Origin of the sequence: Streptomyces sp. NPDC004609 (assembly GCF_042873655.1) — a bacterium.
GTDB lineage: Bacteria > Actinomycetota > Actinomycetes > Streptomycetales > Streptomycetaceae > Streptomyces.
Genome location: NZ_JBIALS010000020.1, coordinates 68,393 through 89,968, shown reverse-complemented (window position 1 = coordinate 89,968; position 21,576 = coordinate 68,393). Strand labels below are relative to the sequence as shown.

21 protein-coding genes are annotated in these 21,576 nt (G+C 72.4%); 8 read left to right on the top strand and 13 right to left on the bottom strand.

The features are described from left to right. The first annotated feature begins 115 nt into the window (after window positions 1-115). The gene (locus ACFYT4_RS20790; protein ID WP_389270758.1) at window positions 116-784 is read left to right on the top strand and encodes a class I SAM-dependent methyltransferase; all 669 of its coding nucleotides are present in this window, start codon (window positions 116-118) and stop codon (window positions 782-784) included. Window positions 785-1,094: 310 nt separating this feature from the next. Here the strand turns inward: ACFYT4_RS20790 and ACFYT4_RS20785 are convergent, their stop codons facing one another. The 10 genes from ACFYT4_RS20785 to ACFYT4_RS20740 form a co-directional block, all read right to left on the bottom strand. Next, on the bottom strand, window positions 1,095-1,226 hold the full coding sequence (locus tag ACFYT4_RS20785) for a hypothetical protein (RefSeq protein WP_389270755.1): 132 nt from the start codon (window positions 1,224-1,226) through the stop codon (window positions 1,095-1,097). A gap of 4 nt (window positions 1,227-1,230) precedes the next feature. Then, entirely contained in the window at window positions 1,231-2,052 is an 822-nt protein-coding gene (locus tag ACFYT4_RS20780) for a hydrogenase maturation protease (RefSeq protein WP_389270752.1), read from the bottom strand. Further along, window positions 2,049-3,116, bottom strand: a complete 1,068-nt coding sequence (locus ACFYT4_RS20775) for a hypothetical protein (protein ID WP_389270749.1) — start codon at window positions 3,114-3,116, stop codon at window positions 2,049-2,051. Before ACFYT4_RS20775 ends, ACFYT4_RS20780 begins: the two co-directional genes overlap by 4 nt. Continuing rightward, on the bottom strand, window positions 3,113-3,793 hold the full coding sequence (locus ACFYT4_RS20770) for a DUF6084 family protein (protein ID WP_389270746.1): 681 nt from the start codon (window positions 3,791-3,793) through the stop codon (window positions 3,113-3,115). Before ACFYT4_RS20770 ends, ACFYT4_RS20775 begins: the two co-directional genes overlap by 4 nt. Further along, window positions 3,790-3,996, bottom strand: coding sequence for a hypothetical protein (locus ACFYT4_RS20765; RefSeq protein ID WP_389270743.1), 207 nt, complete (start codon window positions 3,994-3,996; stop codon window positions 3,790-3,792). Before ACFYT4_RS20765 ends, ACFYT4_RS20770 begins: the two co-directional genes overlap by 4 nt. Next, on the bottom strand, window positions 3,981-4,745 hold the full coding sequence (locus ACFYT4_RS20760; RefSeq protein WP_389270740.1) for a DUF5947 family protein: 765 nt from the start codon (window positions 4,743-4,745) through the stop codon (window positions 3,981-3,983). Before ACFYT4_RS20760 ends, ACFYT4_RS20765 begins: the two co-directional genes overlap by 16 nt. Beyond that, complete coding sequence (locus tag ACFYT4_RS20755) at window positions 4,742-5,302, bottom strand: NifU family protein (protein WP_389270737.1); 561 nt, start codon at window positions 5,300-5,302, stop codon at window positions 4,742-4,744. The genes ACFYT4_RS20760 and ACFYT4_RS20755 overlap by 4 nt, the downstream gene beginning before the upstream one ends. A 10-nt stretch (window positions 5,303-5,312) precedes the next feature. After that, window positions 5,313-7,097 (bottom strand): nickel-dependent hydrogenase large subunit, encoded by a 1,785-nt coding sequence (locus ACFYT4_RS20750; RefSeq protein ID WP_389270734.1) that lies wholly within the window; start codon window positions 7,095-7,097, stop codon window positions 5,313-5,315. A 36-nt stretch (window positions 7,098-7,133) separates the two neighbouring features. Then, complete coding sequence (locus ACFYT4_RS20745; RefSeq protein ID WP_389270731.1) at window positions 7,134-8,186, bottom strand: hydrogenase expression protein HypE; 1,053 nt, start codon at window positions 8,184-8,186, stop codon at window positions 7,134-7,136. Window positions 8,187-8,269: 83 nt separating this feature from the next. Further along, window positions 8,270-9,937 carry an enoyl-CoA hydratase-related protein gene (locus ACFYT4_RS20740; RefSeq protein WP_389270728.1) on the bottom strand — a complete coding sequence of 556 codons (1,668 nt, stop codon included), beginning with the start codon at window positions 9,935-9,937 and terminating at the stop codon, window positions 8,270-8,272. A gap of 178 nt (window positions 9,938-10,115) precedes the next feature. Here ACFYT4_RS20740 and hypA point away from each other — a divergent pair, with 178 nt between their 5' ends. The 6 genes from hypA (at window position 10,116) to hypE (ending at window position 16,204) form a co-directional block, all read left to right on the top strand. Next, window positions 10,116-10,529 (top strand): hydrogenase maturation nickel metallochaperone HypA, encoded by a 414-nt coding sequence (gene hypA, locus ACFYT4_RS20735; RefSeq protein ID WP_389270725.1) that lies wholly within the window; start codon window positions 10,116-10,118, stop codon window positions 10,527-10,529. Then, a complete protein-coding gene (gene hypB, locus ACFYT4_RS20730) occupies window positions 10,513-11,286 on the top strand; it encodes a hydrogenase nickel incorporation protein HypB (protein ID WP_389270722.1) in 774 nt (257 codons plus the stop codon). The genes hypA and hypB overlap by 17 nt, the downstream gene beginning before the upstream one ends. Beyond that, entirely contained in the window at window positions 11,283-13,721 is a 2,439-nt protein-coding gene (hypF, locus tag ACFYT4_RS20725; protein WP_389270719.1) for a carbamoyltransferase HypF, read from the top strand. The genes hypB and hypF overlap by 4 nt, the downstream gene beginning before the upstream one ends. Continuing rightward, window positions 13,691-13,987, top strand: a complete 297-nt coding sequence (locus ACFYT4_RS20720) for a HypC/HybG/HupF family hydrogenase formation chaperone (RefSeq protein WP_389270716.1) — start codon at window positions 13,691-13,693, stop codon at window positions 13,985-13,987. The genes hypF and ACFYT4_RS20720 overlap by 31 nt, the downstream gene beginning before the upstream one ends. Further along, window positions 13,984-15,126, top strand: coding sequence for a hydrogenase formation protein HypD (gene hypD, locus ACFYT4_RS20715; protein WP_389270713.1), 1,143 nt, complete (start codon window positions 13,984-13,986; stop codon window positions 15,124-15,126). Before ACFYT4_RS20720 ends, hypD begins: the two co-directional genes overlap by 4 nt. A gap of 88 nt (window positions 15,127-15,214) precedes the next feature. After that, window positions 15,215-16,204, top strand: coding sequence for a hydrogenase expression/formation protein HypE (gene hypE, locus ACFYT4_RS20710; RefSeq protein ID WP_389270906.1), 990 nt, complete (start codon window positions 15,215-15,217; stop codon window positions 16,202-16,204). Between the two features lie 172 nt (window positions 16,205-16,376). Here the strand turns inward: hypE and ACFYT4_RS20705 are convergent, their stop codons facing one another. The 3 genes from ACFYT4_RS20705 to ACFYT4_RS20695 all read right to left on the bottom strand — a co-directional run bounded on the left by ACFYT4_RS20705 (window position 16,377) and on the right by ACFYT4_RS20695 (window position 19,394). Continuing rightward, the gene (locus tag ACFYT4_RS20705) at window positions 16,377-16,610 is read right to left on the bottom strand and encodes a hypothetical protein (protein ID WP_389270710.1); all 234 of its coding nucleotides are present in this window, start codon (window positions 16,608-16,610) and stop codon (window positions 16,377-16,379) included. A gap of 111 nt (window positions 16,611-16,721) precedes the next feature. Next, window positions 16,722-18,257 (bottom strand): amino acid permease, encoded by a 1,536-nt coding sequence (locus ACFYT4_RS20700; protein ID WP_389270707.1) that lies wholly within the window; start codon window positions 18,255-18,257, stop codon window positions 16,722-16,724. A gap of 141 nt (window positions 18,258-18,398) precedes the next feature. After that, window positions 18,399-19,394, bottom strand: coding sequence for a hypothetical protein (locus ACFYT4_RS20695; RefSeq protein ID WP_389270704.1), 996 nt, complete (start codon window positions 19,392-19,394; stop codon window positions 18,399-18,401). Window positions 19,395-19,984: 590 nt separating this feature from the next. On the opposite strand from ACFYT4_RS20695, the gene ACFYT4_RS20690 reads away from it, so the two are divergent. Continuing rightward, complete coding sequence (locus tag ACFYT4_RS20690) at window positions 19,985-21,460, top strand: AlkA N-terminal domain-containing protein (RefSeq protein WP_389270700.1); 1,476 nt, start codon at window positions 19,985-19,987, stop codon at window positions 21,458-21,460. The last annotated feature ends 116 nt before the right edge of the window (window positions 21,461-21,576 follow it).

The following is a 21,576-nucleotide window of genomic DNA, read 5'->3' as shown; positions in this document are numbered from 1 at the left end:
CGGCCGGGACGCACCAGGACTCGACTCCACGCCCCTGCGAGTACAGCCGCGCCGTGATCAACGGCTCAGCGTCATCCGCTGTACCGAACTCGTCACACAGTCCTATCGTTGGCTGATGCGCGCACACCGTATCGACCGCCCGGCCGATCTCGACGTGGTACGCGAGTCCTACGACCGGGTGGCCGACAACTACGCCCACATGGTGGTGACGACGGGAATCGGCGACATCCGCACCCATCCATGGCACAAGGCGTCAATCGACGCCTTCGCCGACACCGTGAGCGGGCTCGGGCCTGTCCTCGACGTCGGCTGCGGACCCGGAACGGTGACCGCCTACCTTGCCGAACGCGGACTCGACGTGTCCGGGGTCGATCTCTCTCCTCGCATGATCGAGAACGCGCGCCGCCTTCATCCGCAATGCCGCTTCAGCGTCGCCTCCGCCACCGACCTCAACCTCGGTGAAGCGTCCCTCGGCGGCGTGCTCGGGTGGTGGTCACTGTTCAACCTCCCCCGTGACGTCCTTCCTCAGGTTCTCGCCCTGTTCGCGCGCGCCCTGAAGCCAGGCGGACACCTCATCACCGCGACACACGTCGGCGACGAGGACGCGGTGCGCACCGAGGCCTACGGAGGTGTACCCGTTCGTTGGACGACACACAAATGGCGGCCGGAACAACTCGTGGACCTGATCGAGCAGGCTGGACTGCGCCCGGTCGCCGAACTCCGGCTCCCCGCGGAGGAGTACAGCGGGCCGGGTCTGGTCGTGATGGCCGAGCAACCCGGCTGAGGATCAGGCGTCCCTGTCCTGTTGATCGGGATGGGCGAGCCATGCGCAGGGGTGGCTCACCCAGGGGCGCCGGGTGTGGCTTTCAGGCGTCTGCCACGGTTGCGGCTTCCTCCGATCAGCACGCCCCCGTGCGACTCGGCGCTGCCCGACAGCGTCGGGTGAGCTCCTCGGGATCGGAGGCGAGGACCATGGCACGGGTTTCGTCCGGCTGGCTCTGGGCACTTGGAGCGGGCCGAGGCCGCGTGCCGTGCAAAGACCCGGGACTCAGCGGAGTCCGCGTGTGGGCCCCCGGGGGCGCCGGCGGGGCCGGTCACATGGTCTCCATCTTGTAGTAGCGCCACGCCCCGGGGAGTTCCTTGACGATCACGGCCGCCATGGCGGCCGTGACGATCCCGGCGGCGATCCGTACCACCCTGGCGGGAATGAAGATGCCGTGTCTCATAACGTCAGCCTTCCTCGATCGAATCTTCACGGTCGTTGAGCAGGTCATCGACGAGGGACGTCAGCAGCGGGACCGCGCGGACGACCGCCTCCCGTACCGGCTCGCTCAGTCCCACCACCACATCCGTCTCGTCCCCGCGCATGCGTACCAGCGGCTCGCACCCCAGCAGCAGGATCCGGGGAAGCGGTCCCTCGGCGAGACCGCGCGCCAGGGCGAGGACCTTCACCGGGTCCATCCCGTGGCCCGCGGGCGCCGTGTCCTCGGCCGGGATGTCGGGTTCCAGGACCGTGAGGGTGCCGGGTGCCTCACCGCGCGGCATCGCGTCCACCAGCACACACGCCGTGTAGCCGTCCAGGAGCCGGTAGGCGAGGTCCATGCCCCGGATGCCGAAGTCCACCACGTCGACCCCGGCGGGCAGCCGCCGGCCGCGCAGTGCCGTGATCAGCTCCGGTCCGAATCCGTCGTCGGCCATGAACATGTTGCCGATGCCCGCGACCAGGACACGGGCGCGCCGGCCGTCGGTGAGCCCCTCCAGGGGCTCCACCTCGTCCGGCGCGAAGAAGAAGCGGTGACCGATCTTCCCGCTGGCGCCCAGGTCGCGCCCCGGGTCGTCGCTGACCAGGACCGCCACATGGATCTGTCCCTCGAAGTCCTCCTCGACGGAGTCGATCTGCGCCTCCCGGCCGGTGAGCGCGAGATCGAGGATGTCGGCCGAGCGGGACGGTTTCAGGCGCACCCGGCTGCCCCGGCGCAGCGGCACACCGTCCACCACGACGACGGACGGGCGCGTCCCGCCGTCCGCGTCCGCGAAGTCCGGGTGCCTCACCGGTCCTCCCCTGTCCGCCGGGCCCCGGCCGCGTCCACCGGGCGGAACTCCCTGATGCCACCGTGGAGGGCGCTCAGGGCGCCCTGGTCCAGCCCGGCGCAGCGGTCCAGGGTCTCGCGCACCAGCGGATCGCAGGCCCGGGCCTCGGCGAGTTCCTCCTCGGGCATGCTCAACACGCCGAGGACGAGGAGCTGGTCGATCTCGGTGCCGTCGAACAGGTCGCCGGGGCTCTCCGGTGCCACGGCGGGGAAGTCGTAGAGGGTGATGGGAGAGGCCAGCACGGTGGAGGACGTACGGCCCTGGCCCTCGGCGCCCGCGAGCACGGGCCACACACCACCGTGGGCGCACGCGCCGGATGCTTCACTGAGGTGGTCCGGCGGGTCGACGGGCGAGACGAAGCGGCCGTCGTCGCCGTGCAGGATCAGATGGGCCGAGGCGAAGGCGTACGAGGACGCACGCTCCCGGGAGTTGCGGTCCTCCCGGTCGGGGACCGGGCAGGGGGTGGTGTTGCGGGCGGTGACCGTCAGCCGGTGTGCGCCGGGGCCGACGGGAGTGCAGGTGACACCGAGGACACCCGTCAGCCCGTACCAGCTGCGCACGACACGGCCGGCCCGGCGGCCGGAGGCGTCCAGGACGTCCTCGCGGACGCTTCCGGCCGGGACGCGCACCGGTACCGAGCCGCCGTCGCCCGGGACGGTCACCCGCAGCAGCACCTCCCGCTCGGCCGCCTCCTGCCAGGCCGTGTACCGCTCGCCGTCCACGACGAGGCCGTCGACGGCCTCCGGGCCCCGGGGGCCCTCGCGCTCGACGGTCCGGTCGACGACATGAAGGAACCGGAGCCGTACGGTGACGGTTCCCGGGGGGCCGGTGTGCTCGTACAGGACCTGTGTGGAGGTCTCGCAGCGCTCGCCCAGCTCCTGCGCGCAGGGGCCTTCCGGGAAGACACCGCCGAAGGTCCACCGTTTGGTGTTCTTGACGGCCGAGGGCCGGTAGGGCCACAGCACATAGCCCTCGTACAGGCAGGTGCGGGCGATGGTGTCCACAGAGGCCGGAATGTTCGTCATGGTGCTCCGGATCGGTCGATCAGATCGGTGACCGCTGCCTCGGGGCCCGGCAGCACGTGCCGGACGCGGTGGGCGTCGAGCCGGTCGTAGGTCTCCCGTGTCAGCCGCAGCCACGGGGCGTCGCCGTAGTAGCGCTCGACGAGGTCCTGCCAGAGGCCGGCGGGCAGGGTGCCGTCGCACTCCGCCGACCAGGGGACACGTGCCGTGAGCAGGGGGCCCGCGGCGCGTCCCGGGCGGTAGAACAGGGTGCCGGTGAAGAGGAAGGCGAGAGGTACCGGCTCGTCCCCCACGGCCCGCAGATACCGGGTGACGGCGAGTTCGGTGTCGATTCCGCAGCCCACGGTCAGCGGAAGGCGCGCGGTGGCCTCGACCCGCGGGACCTGAACCGTGATCTGCGTCCAGGCCAGCGGGCGCATGGACCGCGCCCACTCCCCGGGGACCCCGAAGATCTCGGCCAGGGCGCGATGGGCACGGGGCGGATACGCGCGCCGCGTCACATCGATGCGGATGTCCACGGTGAGTGAGGCCGCGGACACGGCCGGGCCGCCGAGCCGCTCGACGTCGAGGTCGAAGCGGAGGGTGGGGACGGCGGCGAACTGCTCCGGGCGGGGACCGCTGACGGCGAAGCCCAGTTCGGGTACGTCCGTGTGCGCGGTCCCCGCGACGGGGGCGGTCATGCGGGGGAGAGGTTGGGCATGTCGCGCATGACCGGGTCGCGGTGGCGGGGGTTGATCCCCGTCGACCGGCGGGCGGTGGAGGTGTCGTCGCCCCGATGGCCCCGCTGCCGACTGCCGTGCCCCCGGTCGTTGCCCCGGTGGACTCCCTTGACGTGTGCGGGCTTGTCGGGGGTCACATCCGGCTTGCCTACGGTGATACCCATGACGCCTCCTTGGGCTCGGGTGCGGGTGCGGGTGCGGAGTCGGTGGCGAGCGCGCCGAAGAACCCGTCGACCCGCCGCCATACCTCGGGGCCGCCGTTCAGACCCTTCCAGTGTGCGCGCACCAGGGCCGCGAGGCGGTAGCAGTCGTCGACCGGGACCAGCCAGTAGCGGTGCGGGGTGTGCACCCGGTCGACCAGCAGCGCCGACACGTCGGGGCGCAGGGTCCGCAGCGCCGGCAGGCACTCGGTGACCCTGGCCCAGCTGTCGGGGGTGACACCCGAGCGCATGAGTCCGAGCGGGCTCGGGTAGGCGGCGGTCACCCCGCCGGACGTGCCGCTCGTGGTGAAGAAGGCGAGATCGACCGGCACCGCGAGGCCGGCCCACACGGGTTCGGGGAGGCCCGGGCCGGTCAGGGGGGTGCGGTCCGCGGGGACGAGACGGAAGCGGTGGCCCGTGTCGTCGTCCGTCTGCTCGAACAGCAGGGAACACGCCCGGCACGCACACATGACCGCGGCCGTGTCGGCCGTCAGCAGATGCCGGTGACCGGCCTCCACCGGCGCCGAGCACAGATCGCAGCGCTCGCGGCCGTCGCCTTCGCCGCCCCGCGGGACGTGCCCCTGAGCCGTGGCCATCGGGGCGTTCCGCAGCCGGCCGGCGGCGAGGGCGCGCAGTCGGCCGGCGGCGAAGGGAGCGCCGTTCACGATCCCTTCCCGGGTGCCCGTCGCGCGCCCGCGGGGTGTGCCGGTCATCCGCTTCTCCCACAGGAGGGGGAGACCGCCCGGAAGAGCGAGTCCACCGGGATGACCGTCTGGGGCGCCGCGGCGGGGGCGGTCTCCACGTCGACGCGTTCGATCTCCGGCGCCCGGCCGGTGAGGGCGTCGTGCACGAGCGTCTCCGGCGACTCGGACGAGGAGCAGCCGCATCCCGCCTTCGCGGTGAGCCGTACGAGCGCCACGGTTCCCTCGACGGCCAGGAGTTCCGCGCCGGAGATTCCGGCGCGCTCCAGTCCGGGGCGTGCCGCGTCCAGCGCCGCCGCCGCGCGTTCCGTGACCGGGTCGGGGTGCAGGTCGTGCACCAGGAGCAGATGGCCGACCAGATCGTCGTCGGCCAGCCGGCGCAGCATGCCCGTGTCGTCCGCGGCATGGCCCACCACCCGGGCCAGGCACTGCCCGTACAGCTCCACCACGGCGCCCACGGCGCCTTCGGCCAGTGCCGCCGCCGTACTGTCGGGGAGGTTCTCCAGGCCCGCCAGCATCTCCTCGGACCTCAGCACGGCCCGCCGGGCCTCCTCGTCGTCCCAGGGCATCGCCGCCTCCTCAGGCCAGGGAGCCGAAGGTCGGCGAGTGGGACCGGTTGAGGGTGCGGCCCTCGCCGAGGTACATGTGGACACCGCAGGGCAGGCACGGGTCGAAGCTGCGTACCGTGCGCATGATGTCGATGCCCTTGAAGTCGTCCGGCCCGTTCTCCTCGAAGATCGGGCAGCCCTGTACGGCGTCCTCGTACGGTCCCGGCGTCCCGTACATGTCGCGGGGGCTGGCGTTCCAGGGCGTCGGCGGGTACGGGTGGTAGTTGGCGATCTTCTTGTCGCGGATGACGAGATGGTGGGACAGGACCCCGCGTACGGCCTCGTGGAACCCGGCGCCGATGGCCTCGTCGGGAACGGTGAAGTCCTGGAACACCTTGGTGCGTCCCGCGCGGACCTCGGCGAGGGCCTTGTCGACGAAGTGCAGGGCCATGCCCGCCGCGTAGGCGACGAAGTACATGCGGGCGCGGTTGCGTTCGATGGTGTTGGGGAAGGGGGGCGGCTTCCACTCCAGCCGGACCTCGGGGCTGGAGGGGGTCTTCGGCAGGTCGATCTCGACGCTGTGGCCGGTGGAACGGACGTACGGGGTGTGGACCTTGCCCGCCAGCGCGGTGGCCCACAGCCGGGCGATGGGGCCGCCGCCGGTGTCGAGCGCCAGATGGTCGCCGGTGCGCTTGTCGACCCAGCGCGGGCTCATGACCCAGCTGTAGTTGCCGCCGTCGAGGTCCCGCTTCTGCGGTGCGGGCAGGGTGGTCTGGTTCCAGGGGTGGCGCTTGTCGACGGGGTTGCCCAGGGGGTCCTTGTCGACGAAGGTCTCCTCGTTCGTCCAGTCCTCGTAGTACGAGCTGCCGAGCAGGATGCGCATACCGAGGTTGATGTCGACGAGATCGGTGGTGATCAGTTCGTTGTCCACGACGATGCCGGGGGTGACGAACATGGCGTTGCCCCAGGTGTTCATCGTCCGGTAGTCGTAGTCGACCACCTCGGGGTCCTGGAACGAACCCCAGCAGCCCAGCAGGGTGCGGCGCCGGCCGACCTCCTCGTAACCGGGCAGGGCCTCGTAGAAGAAGTCGAAGACGTCGTCGTTCATGGCGACGGCCCGCTTCACGAAGTCCAGACAGCGGGTGAGACGCACCAGATAGTCGGTGAAGACCTGCGGGGTGGCGACGGTGCCGACACCGCCCGGGTAGAGCGTGGAGGGGTGGACGTGCCTGCCCTCCATCAGACAGATCATCTCCCGGGTGAGCCGGCTCATCACCAGCGCTTCCTTGTACGTGGCTCCCTCGAAGGGGTTGTACGAGCGCATGATGTCGCCGATGGTCCGCAGGCCGTGCCGGTCCCCGCGCGGGGCGGGAGTGCGCTCGGCGCGTTCCCACACACCGGGGTTGGTCTCCTTGACCATGCGTTCGCAGTAGTCGACGAAGACCATGTTGTCCTGGAAGATGGTGTGATCGAACATGTACTCGGCGGCCTCGCCGAGGTTGATGATCCAGTCGGCGAGCGGCGGGGGCTTCACCCCGTAGGCCATGTTCTGGGCGTAGACCGAGCAGGTGGCGTGGTTGTCCCCGCAGATCCCGCAGATGCGGCTGGTGATGAAGTGGGCGTCCCGGGGGTCCTTGCCCTTCATGAACACGCTGTAGCCGCGGAAGATGGACGAGGTGCTGCGGCACTCCACGACCTCTCGGCGCTGGAAGTCGATCTTCGTGTAGATGCCGAGGTTGCCGACGATACGGGTGATGGGGTCGAACGCGACCTCGGTCAGGTCGCGCTGCTCGGGTGGGACGGTCTCGCTCGACAAGGGAGGATTCCTTTCGCCGGATCGGCGCCGGGGGGTTCAGGTGCGGGGCCAGCGCGGGGCGTAGCCCGAGGTCAGCTCCGGCCGCCGGTGGCGCCACTTGGGTTCGCGGTTCGCCGCGCGGTTGGTGATCGACCGGAGGGACCTGATGAGTGGTCCGTACGTGGAGCCGAGGACGGCCGAAGAGATGCTGCCGCCCGGCGGCTCGTCCATGAAGGGCATGAACTTGTCCGGAAAGCCGGGCATCGTGCAGCCGATGCAGATGCCGCCGACGTTGGGGCAGCCGCCCACTCCGTCCATCCAGCCGCGTTTGGTGACATTGCAGTTGACCACGGGCCCCCAGCAGCCGATCTTCACCTGGCACTTGGGGGAGTTGTAGTCCTTGGCGAAATCGCCCTGCTCGTAGTACGCGGCGCGGTCGCACCCCTCGTGGACGGTCTTGCCGAACAGCCAGGTCGGGCGCAGCTGCTCGTCGAGCGGCAGCGGCGGCGCCATCCCGGCTGCCTGGTACAGCAGCCAGGTGACCGTCTCCATGAAGTTGTCCGGCTGGACCGGGCAGCCCGGCACATTGATGATCGGCATCCCCCCGGCGGACCGGAAGTCCCAGCCGAGATAGTCCGCGAGGCCCATGGAGCCGGTGGGGTTGCCCGCCATGGCGTGGATGCCGCCGAACGTGGCACAGGTGCCGACGGCGATAACCGCGAACGCCTTGGGCGCCAGCCGGTCGATCCACTCGTTGAAGGTGATCGGTTCGCCGGTGTTCGGGTCGTTGCCCATCGCGGCCCAGTAGCCGTCGCCGTTGATGCGCTCGTTGGGGATCGAGCCCTCGACGACGAGGACGTAGGTGCCGAGTTCGTCACGGGCCGCCTGGTGGAAGGCGCGCATGAAGTCGTCGCCCGTCTCGTAGGCGAGGACCTTGTTGTGCAGGACGACCCTGGGCAGCCCCGGGATGGCTCCCAGGACGACGTCCTCGATGCTCGGCAGGGAGGCGGCCGTGACCGAGACCGTGTCTCCGTCACAGCTCATGCCCTCGGAGGTCCACAGGATGTGCACCTCTTCGACGGCGCCGGGTGCCTCGGCTTCGGTGCTCATGGCGCGTTCCTTCCTGGCGGAGGCGGTGTCAGAAGATTTGCACGTGGAAACGATCCACGCCATTCGGACACGGCCGGGGGGCCTCAGACGGCGGGCCGGGGCAGCTTGCGCACGAACGCCGACCTCAGGGCGTGGTACGAGGCCCCGGGGTCGAAGAACGTCCGCCGCATCCGCTCCAGTTCCGCCTCCCGGTACGCGGACAGCGGCCGTGTCTGCTCATCGCTCTCCCGCCGGGCCTTCTTGCGGCCCAGCGCCGTTCGCAGCCGGGCCGAGGAGGCCAGCGCCTGCGCCGATCGAGTGGTTTCGGCTGCGAAGTCACCCGTCTCGCACTCCAGCACCCGGTCCACCAGGCCCAGCCGCAGCGCCGCCGCCGCCCCCACCGGCTGGGCGTCGTCCATCAGGTGCCGCGCGGTCGCCTCTCCCACCCGCCGCGGCAGGGTGTACGTCCAGTACTCGGAGCCGTACAGGCCCATCAGCCGGTAGTGCGGATTGAGCACCGTGCCCGAGCGGCACCACACCTCGTCCGCGGCCAGCGCGAGCATCGCGCCTCCGGCCGCTGCGTTGCCCGCGAGCGCCGCCACGACCAGCCGGTCGGTCGTCGTGAGGACGGCTTCGACCAGGTCGTCGATGGCGTTGATGCACTCCCAGGACTCGACGGCGGGACTCCCGGCGGCCTCGATCGCCCCGAGGTGGATCCCGTTCGAGAAGAAGTCCCTGGCCCCGCCGAGCACCAGCACCTGGGTCGGCCGGGTCAGCGCGAACCGGTAGGCCGACAGCAGCCGCCGGCACTGCGCGGTGGTCATGGCACCACCGGGGAAGGAGAACCGCAGGAAACCCGCGGCGCCGCCCTCCGTGTAGCGGATGTCGGTCCAGGTACGCGGCCCGGCCCCCGCCATGAGGGGTTCCGGCACCTCGGGCACATGCGCCGGCAGCCGCCCGCCCAGGGCCTGGACGGCCGGCAGCTTGAAGGTGGGCGGGCCGCCCGCCGCCCGGCGCGGTCGCAGCTCCGGAATCCACACCGCTCCGTCCGTCGTCGCCCGGCAGATCGCGCCCTGCCGGGTGGCGAGCACCTCCCCGGGGCGGCCCGTCAGCCCGTCCTCGGGATGCCCCCCGCACAGGAACATCTCCGTGCCCAGAAGCGTGTCGAGCACGCCCGGCTGGGAGTCGGCCGCCCGCAGCCTGCGTACCACCCGGGCCGTCGAGTCGGCCGTCCAGTCGATACGCCGTTCCTCCTGGCCGAGACGCGGACGCATCGCGGCCAGGTGCCGGGGAGGGTGCGGGACGAAGCCGCCGGAGCCGAAGCGGTCGACGGCCGACAGCACCGCGCGCACGGCGGCGTCGGAGATCTCGCCCCGGTAGACGTCGCTCTTTCCCGTGCCCGGCAGGACACAGGAGGACGACGCCCACACCGGCCCCGCGTCCAGTTCCTCGACCGCCTGGAGGACCGTCACACCCCACCGGGTCCGGCCCTCCTGGATCGCCCGGTCGAGGGAGGCGGGACCCCGGTCGCCGGGTGGCCCGGGATGCACGATCAGACATGTGTGGCGGGACCACACGGAGTGCGGAATGGCGCTGGTGAGCATGGGGGCGACGACAAGATCGGGGGTGTGCCGGTCCACCGCCTCGGCCGTCACTCCACCGCCCCGCGCGGGGACCACCTCCACGGCGACCGCGTGCCCGCGCTCCCGCAGCTCGCACTGGATCCGCTGGGTGAGGCTGTTGAAGGCGCTGGAGACCAGCAGCACACGCATGATGACTCCCTTGGGTCCCGGGTTAAACGGGCGCGGGGGCGTCCGGACGGACCGAGACTGGCGGTCCGGCGGGCCCGGAACCTGCTGGACGCGCCGGTGTTGGGCCGATGGATGGAAATGCGGGGCGGGCCGGTCCGCCGTCGCCGCCGTCGCGCCCCGGGCTGTCACTCTGGGGCCCGTGCACGAACTGTCGATCGCGTCCGCGGCCGTGGAGAAGGCGGAGCGGACGGCCCGGGACCACGGTGCCACGGCCGTCGAGGCCGTGGTCCTGCGAATCGGGGAACTCGCCGGGGTCGTCCCGGACGCGCTGAGGTTCTCGTTCGGACTCGTCACCGAGGGCACCCTGCTCGACGGCGCCGAGCTGATCGTCGAGGAAGTCCGCGCGCGTGCCTGGTGCGAGAGCTGCGAGGACGCCTTCGGTGTCGGTTCGCCGCCCGCTCTGCTGTGCCCGCGATGCGGGCGCGCGGCCGAGCGGGTCCTCAGCGGCCGGGAGCTGGAGCTCGTCGCCGTAAGCCTTCCGGACAGCCCGGTATGTCCGGCCGAGCCCGGGGAGCCGGGCACCGAGAGGACGACCGATGTGCCGCAGTGTTGATGTACGCCAGGCGGTCCTGGCCAAGAACGACTCCCTCGCCTCGGACCTGAGGGCCGATCTGTCGCGGCGGGGAACCGTGGCCGTCAATCTGATGTCGAGCCCGGGCAGCGGAAAGACGGCACTGCTGGAGGCCGTCCTGCGCACGGCCGTCGGCCGTGGCATCCCGGTGGCCGCGCTCACGGCCGACCTCGCCACCGAGAACGACGCCCGCAGGCTCGCCCGTTCGGGTGCCCCGGCCAGACAGGTGCTCACCGGAGGTCTGTGCCATCTCGAAGCGGCCCAGGTACGCGCGCATGTCGACGACTGGCTGCCGGACGGTGTGCGCCTGCTCTGCATCGAGAACGTGGGCAACCTCGTCTGCCCGGCCTCCTACGATCTCGGGGAGACGCTCAGGATCGCCCTGATGTCGGTGACCGAGGGCGAGGACAAGCCGGTCAAGTACCCCACCGCGTTCGGGCAGGCCCATCTCGTCGTGCTGACCAAGACGGATCTGACCGGGGCGGCGGGGTTCGACGAGGACACGTTCCGCCGTCATGTCGCCGAGGTCAACCCGGGGGTGGAGGTGCTCCCCACCAGCGCCCGTACCGGCCTGGGGGTCGACGCCCTCGTCGACCGGATGCAGGCCGCGCTCGACGGTGCCGTACCGCACCGGCCGCTGCTGGCCGACGGGCATCTGAGCGTGCACGCTCACTCCCACTCCTTGGAACACCCCCATCAGGACCGCCCCCACGAGGCTCCCGCCTCCCGCATGGCATGACGCCGGACACCGGCCCGCGCGGCCCGGCCCCGGGAGCGGTGCGCCGCCGTATCACCGTCCAGGGCACCGTCCAGGGCGTGGGGTTTCGGCCCTTCGTCCACCGGGCCGCCGAGGAGCTCGGACTGACCGGCTTCGTCCGCAACGGCCCGGGCGGGGTGGTCGTCGAGGCGGAAGGCCCCCCGGCGGGCATCGACGCCTTCTGCTTCCGTCTGGCACACCATCCGCCTCCGCTCGCCCGCATCGGTGAACTCACCTGGGAGCCCGTGGCCGCGAGGGGCGGCGCCGGATTCCTCATCGTGGCGTCCCAGGCCACCGGTCAGGGGCCGGAGCGTACCGCCCTGCCGCCGGACACGGCCACCTGCGCGGAGTGCCTGGCCGAACTGACGGCACCTCAGGACCGGCGCCACCGCCACCCGTTCATCACCTGCACCCACTGCGGCCCGAGATTCACGATCGCGACCGGGCTGCCCTACGACCGCGACACCACCACCATGGGCGTGTTCCCCATGTGCCCCGCCTGCCGCACGGAGTACGAGGATCCCCGGGACCGGCGCTTCCACGCCCAGCCGGTCGCCTGCCGGGACTGCGGCCCCCGGCTCCGGCTGAACCACCCCGTGGGGCGCGGGCACTCCACGGCACACGGCGACGACGCCGTGACCCGGGCCCGCGCGCTGCTGGCCGGCGGAGCGATCCTGGCGGTCAAGGGCCTGGGCGGGTACCACCTGGTGTGTGCCGCCGAGGACGACGCCGCCGTACGCACCCTGCGCTCACGCAAGGAGCGCGGAGGCAAACCCTTCGCCGTCATGTGCCGCGACCTCGCGACCGCCGAGGGCATCGCGCGGCTCGGGGAACCGGAACGCGCCGTGCTCGCCGGCCCCCGGCGCCCCGTCGTCCTGCTGCCCCCGAAACCCGGCGGCCCGCTCGCCGCCGGTGTCTGCCCCGGGAGTCCGCACGTCGGGCTGATGCTGCCGTACACACCCCTGCACCATCTCCTCCTCGGCCTCGACCAGGACCCCGCCGGTCCCCGGATCCTCGTCATGACCAGCGGCAACCGCTCCGGTGAGCCGATCGTGACCGACGACGCCCGGGCGCGCGGGACCCTGGCCGGCATTGCGGACGCCTGGCTCTGGTACGACCGGGAGATCGCCGTCGGCTGCGACGACTCGGTCGTCCGCGTCCGCCGGGACGGGACCACCATGGTGCTGCGCAGATCGCGCGGCTACACGCCCGACCCCCTGCCGCTTCCCGTCCCGGTGCCGCGCGTGCTCTCCTTCGGCGGGGATCTGAAGAACACCCGGTGCGCGGCCGCCGGGCGCGAGGCGTGGTTCACCCCCCACATCGGGGACCTGGCCGATCTCGCCACCGAACGCGCCGCCGACCGTGCCGAGACGCGGATGGCACGCCTGACCGGGGTGACCCCGGAGATCCTCGCGGCCGATCTGCACCCCGGCTACCGCTCCACGAGACACGCCGCCCGCCGCGCCTCGGACGACGGCCTGCCCGTGCACCTCGTCCAGCACCACCACGCACACGTCGCCTCCCTGATGGCTCAGCACGGCCTGGACGGCACCCGGCCCGTCATCGGCGTCGCGTTCGACGGCACCGGCTACGGCACGGACGGGGCGATCTGGGGCGGGGAGGTGCTTCTCGCGGACTACCACCGCTTCGAACGAGCCGCCCACCTCGCCTACGTCCCCCTTCCCGGCGGCGACGCCGGGGTGGCGAACCCCTGCCGGATGGCCCTCGCGCATCTGCGCCACGCCGGCCTGCCCTGGAGCGCCGGCCTGCCCTGCACCGCGGCGTGCTCACCCGGGGAACTGCGCAACCTGGGCCGCCAGTTGGAGCGGGGGCTGGCCTGCGTCCCCACGTCCAGCATGGGACGCCTCTTCGACGCCGTCTCCTCGCTTGCCGGTATCCGCCACCGCGCCGGATACGAGGCCCAGGCAGCGCTGGAGCTGGAGGCGGCGGCCGGGCCCGCCCGCGAGGCCGGCCGGGAGGAACCGTACTCCTTCCGGCTGCCGGCCCCCGGCGGCCGGGCCGTGCCGACCATGGATCCGGCACCGGTCCTGGCCGCGATCGTCCGAGATCTGGGCCGGGGCGTCCCGGTTCCGCTGATCGCCGCACGGTTCCACGCCGGGGTCGCGCTCGCCGTGGCGGAGGTCTGCCGCCGCGTCCGGCTGCGGACCGGTACCCACACCGTCGGCCTGACCGGCGGGGTGTTCGCCAACGACCTGCTGGAGTCCCACTGCACGGAACTGCTGGAGGCCGACGGCTTCACCGTGCTGCGCCACCACGAGGTACCGCCCGGCGACGGGGGACTCGCCCTGGGCCAGCTGGCCGTCGCGGCGATGCGGCACCTCGCCGGCGAAGAGCCCGCACCATCCGCGGAAGAACGGAGAACACCGTGTGCCTCGCAGTGCCCGGAAAAATCGTAGGGGTCCAGGAGTACGAGGGCAGACGCATGGGGGACGTCGACTTCGGCGGCGTCGTGAAGCAGGTCTGCCTCTCGTACGTACCGGAGGCGGGGACCGGCGACTATGTGATCGTCCACGTGGGCTTCGCCCTGCGCCGGCTCGACGAGGAGTCCGCCCTGGCGTCCCTGCGGCTCTTCGAAGAACTCGGCCTGCTGGAGGAGGAGTTCGGCGACCCGTGGAGCAGAGCGGCCGACGAGGCCGGTGCCACCCAGGAGAAGCGGACATGAAGTACATCGACGAGTTCAACGACCCCGCCCTCGCGCGCAGACTCCTCGACGAGATCCACGCTGTGGCGGTCACCGGCCCCTGGGCCCTGATGGAGGTGTGCGGGGGCCAGACCCACTCCATCATCCGCCACGGCATCGACCAGCTCCTGCCGGACACCGTCGAACTCATCCACGGCCCGGGCTGCCCCGTCTGCGTCACACCGCTGGAGATGATCGACAGGGCCCTGGAGATCGCCTCCCGCCCCGGGGTGATCTTCTGCTCCTTCGGCGACATGCTCCGGGTACCCGGCACCGGCCGGGACCTCTTCCAGGTCCGCGGCTCCGGCGGTGACGTCCGGGTGGTGTACTCCCCGATGGACGCCCTCGAACTCGCCAGGCGCCATCCGGACCGTCAGGTCGTCTTCTTCGGCATCGGATTCGAGACCACCGCCCCCGCCAACGCGATGACCGTCCACGAGGCCCGCCGCCTGGGCGTCGGCAACTTCAGCCTTCTGGTCTCGCACGTCCGCGTCCCCCCGGCCGTGGAGGCGGTCATGGAGTCGCCCGACTGCCGGGTGCAGGGCTTCCTCGCGGCCGGGCACGTGTGCAGCGTGATGGGCACGGCGGAGTACCCCCGCCTCGCCGAGCGCTACCGCGTCCCCATCGTCGTCACCGGATTCGAGCCGCTGGACATCCTCGAAGGCATCCGCCGCACGGTGCTCCAGCTCGAACGCGGCGAACACCGCGTGGAGAACGCCTACGAGCGCGCCGTCCACGCCGACGGCAACCCCGCCGCACTCCGCATGATCGACGAGGTCTTCGAGGTCACGGACCGGGCCTGGCGGGGGATCGGCGTGATCCCGGACAGCGGCTGGCGGCTGTCACCCGCGTACCGCGCCTTCGACGCGGAGCTCCGCTTCGACGTGACCGGTGTACGCACCGCCGAACCGGCGGCCTGCCGCAGCGGCGAGGTGCTCCAGGGGCTGATCAAGCCCCGCGAGTGCGAGGTGTTCGGCACCGAATGCACCCCCCGTACCCCGCTGGGGGCCACGATGGTCTCCAGCGAGGGTGCCTGCGCCGCCTACTACCTCTACCGCCGCCTGGAGGCTGGCGACAGCGGGCGGCCCGCGACCTCAGGAGAGGCGATCACCGTTGTCTGACACCGGCACCACCACCCGTACGGCCCCCGCCGCCGACCCCGCGGCCTGGTCGTGTCCCGCGCCCCTGCGGGACCACCCCAGGATCGTCATGGGGCACGGCGGCGGCGGGGCGCTCTCCGCCGAACTGATCCGCCACCTCTTCGTCCCCGCCTATGGGAACGACACCCTGGAGGCGTACGGCGACAGCGCCGTCCTGCCGCTCGCCGGAGCGCGCGTCGCCTTCTCCACCGACTCCTACGTGGTGCGGCCGCTGTTCTTCCCCGGCGGCAGCATCGGCGACCTGGCCGTCAACGGCACGGTCAACGACCTCGCCATGAGCGGTGCCCGGCCGGCCCATCTCTCCTGCGCGTTCATCCTCGAAGAGGGGGTGGAACTGGAGGTCGTGGCCGAGGTGGCCCGGGCGGTGGGAGCCGCGGCGGCCGCCGCCGGCGTACAGATCGTGACGGGCGACACCAAGGTGGTGGAGGCGGGCCACGGCGACGGGGTCTACGTCACCACCTCGGGGCTCGGTCTCGTCCCGGCCGGCGTGGACATCGGGCCGCAGCGGGCCCGCCCTGGCGATGTGGTCATCGTCAGCGGGCCCATCGGCATGCACGGGATCGCGATCATGAGTGTGCGGGAGGGCCTGGAGTTCGGGGTCGACGTCGTCAGCGACACCGCGCCGCTCCACGGTCTCGTGGCGGCCATGCTGGCCGTCACCGAGGACGTGCACGTCCTGCGTGATCCCACCCGGGGCGGCCTCGGGACCGCGCTCCACGAAATCGCCTCGGCGTCCGGGACCGGCATCGTGATCCGCGAACGGGCGCTCCCGGTTCCCGAACCCGTCGCCAACGCCTGTGGATTCCTCGGCCTGGACCCGCTGTATGTGGCCAACGAGGGCCGCCTGGTGGCTCTTGTCGCGCGGGAGGACGCGGATGCCGTCCTCGCGGCGATGCGAGAGCACCCGCGGGGCGTCGGCTCCGTGGTGATCGGGGAGTGCGTGGCCGAGCACCCGGGCATGGTCGTCGCGCGGACCGGCCTCGGCGGCACCCGGATCGTCGACCTTCCCCTCGGGGAGCAACTGCCCCGTATCTGCTGAGAGGCGGGCGGGGACCGGGACAGGGTTCCCGGCGACGGGAGGTCCCGGTGTCCCTCGCGGGCGACACCGGGCCCGGTGCGGCCTGCTGCCGGGAGGCGCAGAGCACCCGCCCCCGCTCGGGCTTCCCCGCTCGGGTATCCCGGCTGCCGTCCCCTCGGCTCGCGCCGCACGCTCACGTCCCCCGGTGCTCCTCGCTCACCACCGGTTGCAGCCTGGCCACCAGCCGGAAGAACCCGGCCTCGTTGCCCGCCATGCCCAGCGCGTCCAGGGCCCGGTCCGCCTCCGCGATCGGCGCGGTCAGCAGCGGCGGTGTCAGCAGGGGGCGGCGGTCGTCGTCCAGGACGGCCCGGGTGGCGCTGAGCAGCCGGACGTACGCCTGCGCCGCCGCGAGTTCGAGATCGGTCATATCGGCTTCCCCCTCGGTGAGGTGTCGGACCGTCAAGCATCTCGCGCACCACTGACAATCCACCGGAAACGGCCCCGCGGACGCGTTCCCGCGACCGGGGACGGGCACCCGTCAGACGATCTGGTCGGTGAGTTCCGCCTGCTCACGAGCGGAGCCGTACGCCTGGGGCGTGCCGTACGAACGGCGCGCCGCGAACCACCAGACGGTCGCCGCCGTCAGCACCGCGACCAGCGCGACGGAGGCGTAGTTCATGGTGTCCACGGTCACCGGGCTGGACTGCGGCAGCAGAAACAGGACCGTCACGACGGCCACCCAGATCACCGCGATCCAGCCGATCGGCCTGCTCCAGCGGCCCAGATTCCACGGTCCCGGCCGGAAGCGGTCCCCGGCGCGCAGCTTCAGATAGACGGGGATCGCGTACGCGGGGGTGATCCCGATGACGTTGATCGCGGTCACCGCGCCGTACGCGGTCGTGGAGTACAGCGACGGTACGGCGAGCAGTCCGGCGCAGCCGACCGACAGCCACACGGCGGGCACCGGGGTCTGCGTCCTGCGGCTGACCCTGCGCCACAGGGGGGAGCCCGGCAGCGCGTTGTCGCGGCTGAACGCGAAGACCATCCGGCTGGCCGCCGCGACCTCCGCGTTGCCGCAGAACAGCTGCGCCACGATGACCACCAGCAGCAGGGCCGTCGCCCCGCCCGTGCCGAGCGCGTCGAGGAGGATCTGCGCGGGCGGCACCCCCGTGGGGGTCGCCTCGGTGCCGGCGTAGTCCTGGATGGCGAAGGTCAGCCCCGCGAGCAGGGCGAATCCGGCGATCCAGGAGACCCAGATGGCGCGGACGATGCCACGGGCGGCGGAGACGGACGCGTTGGACGTCTCCTCCGACAGATGCGCGGAGGCGTCGTAGCCGCAGAACGTGTACTGGGCGAGCAGCAGACCGATCGCGGCGACATACAGGGGGTTCTCCCAGCCGGTGCCGTTCACGAACTCGGTGAAGACGAACTCGGGGGACTGGTGGCTGTCCGGGACGACGGCGAGCGTGCCGACGATCAGCGCCACACCGCCGAGGTGCCACCACACACTGATCGAGTTCAGCACACCGACCAGCTTCACTCCGAAGAGGTTCAGGGCCGCGTGCAGCAGCAGAATGCCGGCGAAGATGAGCATCGTATGGCCGGGCGTGGGCTCGAAGCCCCACCGGAGGTGGAGGAACGCGCCGGTGAACAGGGCCGCTCCGTAGTCGATCCCGGCGATCGCCCCCAGCAGGCCCAGCAGATTGAGCCAGCCCGTGTACCAGCCCCACCGGCGCCCGCCGAGCCGGTCCGCCATGTAGTACAGCGCGCCCGAGGTCGGATACGCGCTGGTCACCTCGGCCAGCGCCATCCCGACGCACATGACGAACAGCCCGACCCCCAGCCAGCCCCACAGCATCACCACCGGGCCGCCGGTGACCATGCCGAAGCCGTACAGCGTCATGCACCCGGACAGGACGGAGATGACGGAGAAGCTGATGGCGAAGTTGCCGAAGCCTCCCATCCGGCGGGCCAGCACGGGTTGATAGCCGAGTTCGCGCAGTCTCTCCTCCTCGTCGAGGACCGGCTCCGGCCCGGGCTCCGGGTCCGGCCGGCTGCGTGGGGACAGGGACATGAGGACGCCTCCCGGGAACGGTGGACGGGTGAAGGGCGGGTGCTGCGGGTCGCGGTGGTGGTGGGGGGTGGGGGCTCGGGCGGGGTGACGGCGGCCGGGACCGGGGTTCGGGCGGGGGCGGCGGCAGCCGTGCGGGGGCGGTCAGTAACCGGCGTCCCGCGCGGCGGTGTAGCACCGGCCCCGGGCACGGAGGAAGACCTCCTCCGCCGTCCCAGGATCGCCGGGACTCCGGGAGCGGTACTGCCACGGCGGAGGGGTGTAGTACGGCCCCAGCACGGCGAACACCCGGGTCGCCTCGATGAACCGGCCCGCCCCCCACAGAGCGTGGGCCAGATGGTTGAGGTCCAGCAGCGAGGCCTCGTCCCCGGTCAGGTGGTCGAACCAGCCCTCCAGCGCGAGCTGTGCCTCCCGGCCGGCCTCCCCGGTCACCCAGTGCAGGTCGAGTGCCCGCTCATGGCCCTTGTCGCGGCGGTAGCGCTCCACCCGGACGTACAGCGGCAGCGCCAGCAGCGCCGATCCCGCGGGCGCGGCGGACGCGGCCCACTGGGCGAAGTTGACCGCCTCCGACAGATGACCGCCGGACTTGCGCCCGTACACGAACTGGAGCATCCGGTGGTACGCCTCACGGTTGTACGGGTCGCGCTTGTGGGCCTCCGCCAGCAGACCCCACGGCCCCGGGAACAGCATCGGGCCGGGCGGAACCTGCCGGTGCTCCTCCAGCCGCTGCTTCACATCGAGCTGCGCCAGGGCCAGCAGGCATATCCAGGGCACCGGGTCGTCGGGTCCGTGCCCGGCCGCGACCCGGCACGCCTCCCACGCCTCGTGCCACAGCTCCTGCGTACGCCGGTGGTCGTCGCGGTGCGCCCGCAGCGCGCGCTCGACCGCGACCCGGCACTGCATGACGATCGCGGAGAGCGAGTCCGGCTCCTCGGCACGCCAGGCCTTCACCGTGTCCGAGCCCGCGGCGACGGCTCCGAGTACCTGGGTCCGCCGGGTCCACCCGTCCCAGCCGTCGGTGGAGTCCAGCAGATTCCGCATCGACAGCCAGCGGCCCGCACGTAAATCCTGCATGGCGGTGCGCAGTTCACCGTCGTGGCCCGCGGGGTGGTAGACCGGGCGGAACTGATCCTGGGCCATCAGCCGGCCGCCGCCCCCGGGGGCCCGGGCCGGCGCGCGTGTCTGAAAGTGGTCGTCATGGGGCCTCTTGGGATGGAGGGGCTGATGGTGCGGATGGTGCAGGTGGAAGCCCTGTTCCACTCATGGTCGCGCGCCGATCCTACTCAACCGGACCCTTGCGAAAAGAAGTTGACATGACGTGAACAGACTCCGTCACCGACCGCCGCGGGGCCCGCCCGGGGCGCTGTGCCACCGACGGCCGCGCCGGTCGTCGGTGCCGGTCGGCCGGTCGCCGGGCCGACCGGTGCGTTCGCCGTGGTCCGCGGCTGTGGAGCCACGGGTGTCCCGCCCGGCTTCCCCGGTGCCGTCCGTCTCCAGGGCCGTCCGCGCCCGGTGCCGTCCCTCTCCCGGGACCGGAGGGTGACCGGCCGGTCGGACGAGCCCGTCCCGGCGCCTCACACGGCACGACCGGTCCGCGCTCCGCCCGCCGCCCGCTCTCCCGTGCCCGCGGGCGCGTCTCCCGGCAGCCCTCCGGCAGCCCTCCTCTCCCGCCCAACGCCCTGTCCGATTTCCGCCAGCACCGCCCGCCCGAGCGTGTCCATACTGGCCGCATGACGATCCAGGACAGCAGATACGAGGCGGTGACCAGCCGAGACGCCCGATTCGACGGTGTCTTCTTCTTCGCCGTGGCGACGACCGGTATCTACTGCCGGCCCAGCTGCCCCGCGATCACGCCCAAGCGCGAGAACGTCCGGTTCTACCGGACCGCTGCCGCCGCCCAGGGGGCCGGGTTCCGCGCCTGCCGCCGCTGCCGGCCCGACGCCGTGCCCGGCTCGGCCGAGTGGAACGCCCGCGCCGATGTCGTGGGCCGGGCCATGCGGCTGATCGGCGACGGGATCGTGGACCGGGAGGGCGTCGCGGGACTCGCCGCCCGGCTCGGCTACAGCGCACGCCAGGTACAGCGCCAGCTCAACGCGGAGCTCGGCGCGGGCCCCATCGCCCTCGCCCGCGCCCAGCGCGGCCACACCGCGCGCGTACTGCTCCAGACGACGACCCTCCAGGCCGCGGAGATCGCCTTCGCCGCGGGGTTCGCCAGCGTGCGGCAGTTCAACGACACCATGCGTGCCATCTACGCGGCCACCCCCAGCGAGCTGCGCGCCTCCCGCCCCGGCCGCGCCTCCCGCCCGGTCCGCGTCGCGCCGGAGAGGGGTCGCGCGGGAGTACCCTTGCGGCTCGCGCACCGCGGCCCCTACGCCACGGCGGAGATCTTCGACCACCTCGTCGAGCGCGCCCTCACCGGCGTCGAGGAGATCACCGGCGAGCCCGGCTCCCGGATCTACCGCCGCACCCTGCGGCTGCCCGGCGGACCCGCGGTGGCCGAGGCCGTCGAACGGCGGGGAGCGGCGGACGGCTGGCTGGAGTGCCGGCTCCACCTGACGGACCTGCGGGATCTGACCACGGCCACCCAGCGGATGCGCCGGCTGTTCGACCTGGACGCCGACCCCCGCGCCGTGGCCGAACGCCTCGGCGCCGACCCGGCGCTCGCCCCGCTCGTCGCCGCCCGCCCGGGGCTGCGCGCGCCGGGCGCCGCCGACCCGCAGGAACTGGCCGTACGCGCCGTGCTCGGCGGCCGGGAGTCCCTGGCGCGGGGACGTGCGCTCGGCGCCGCGCTGATCGCCGCCCACGGTGAACCCCTGAGCGAGCCCAGCGGCGGCCTCACCCATCTCTTCCCCGGTGCGGACGCCCTCGCCGACGCCCCCCTGACCGGGTTGGGGCTGCCGCGTGACCGCCGGGACACCCTGCGCACTCTTGCCACCGCCCTCGCCGACGGCACCCTTCACCTCGACCCCGGAGCCGACCGCGAAGAGGCCGAACGCGGACTGCTCGCGCTCCGCGGCATCGGCCCCCTGACCGCCGGTTACATCCGTATGCGGGCCCTCGGTGACCCCGATGTCCGGCTCACCGGGGACCCCGCCGTCCAGGACGGCATGCGCCGGGCGGGCGCGACCGGGGCCGGCGCCGAGAACTGGCGGCCCTGGAGTTCGTACGCCATGCACCACTTCCGGGCCGTCAGCCAGCGCCCGTGACCCACCGGGCAGGGCCGCCGCCCGCCCGCCGACTCGGCCGTGAACGACCGGCCCCGGCCGTCCACGACCCTCGCGGCCGTGAACCTCCCCGGCCGTGAACGACGTCGTCTGCCGTG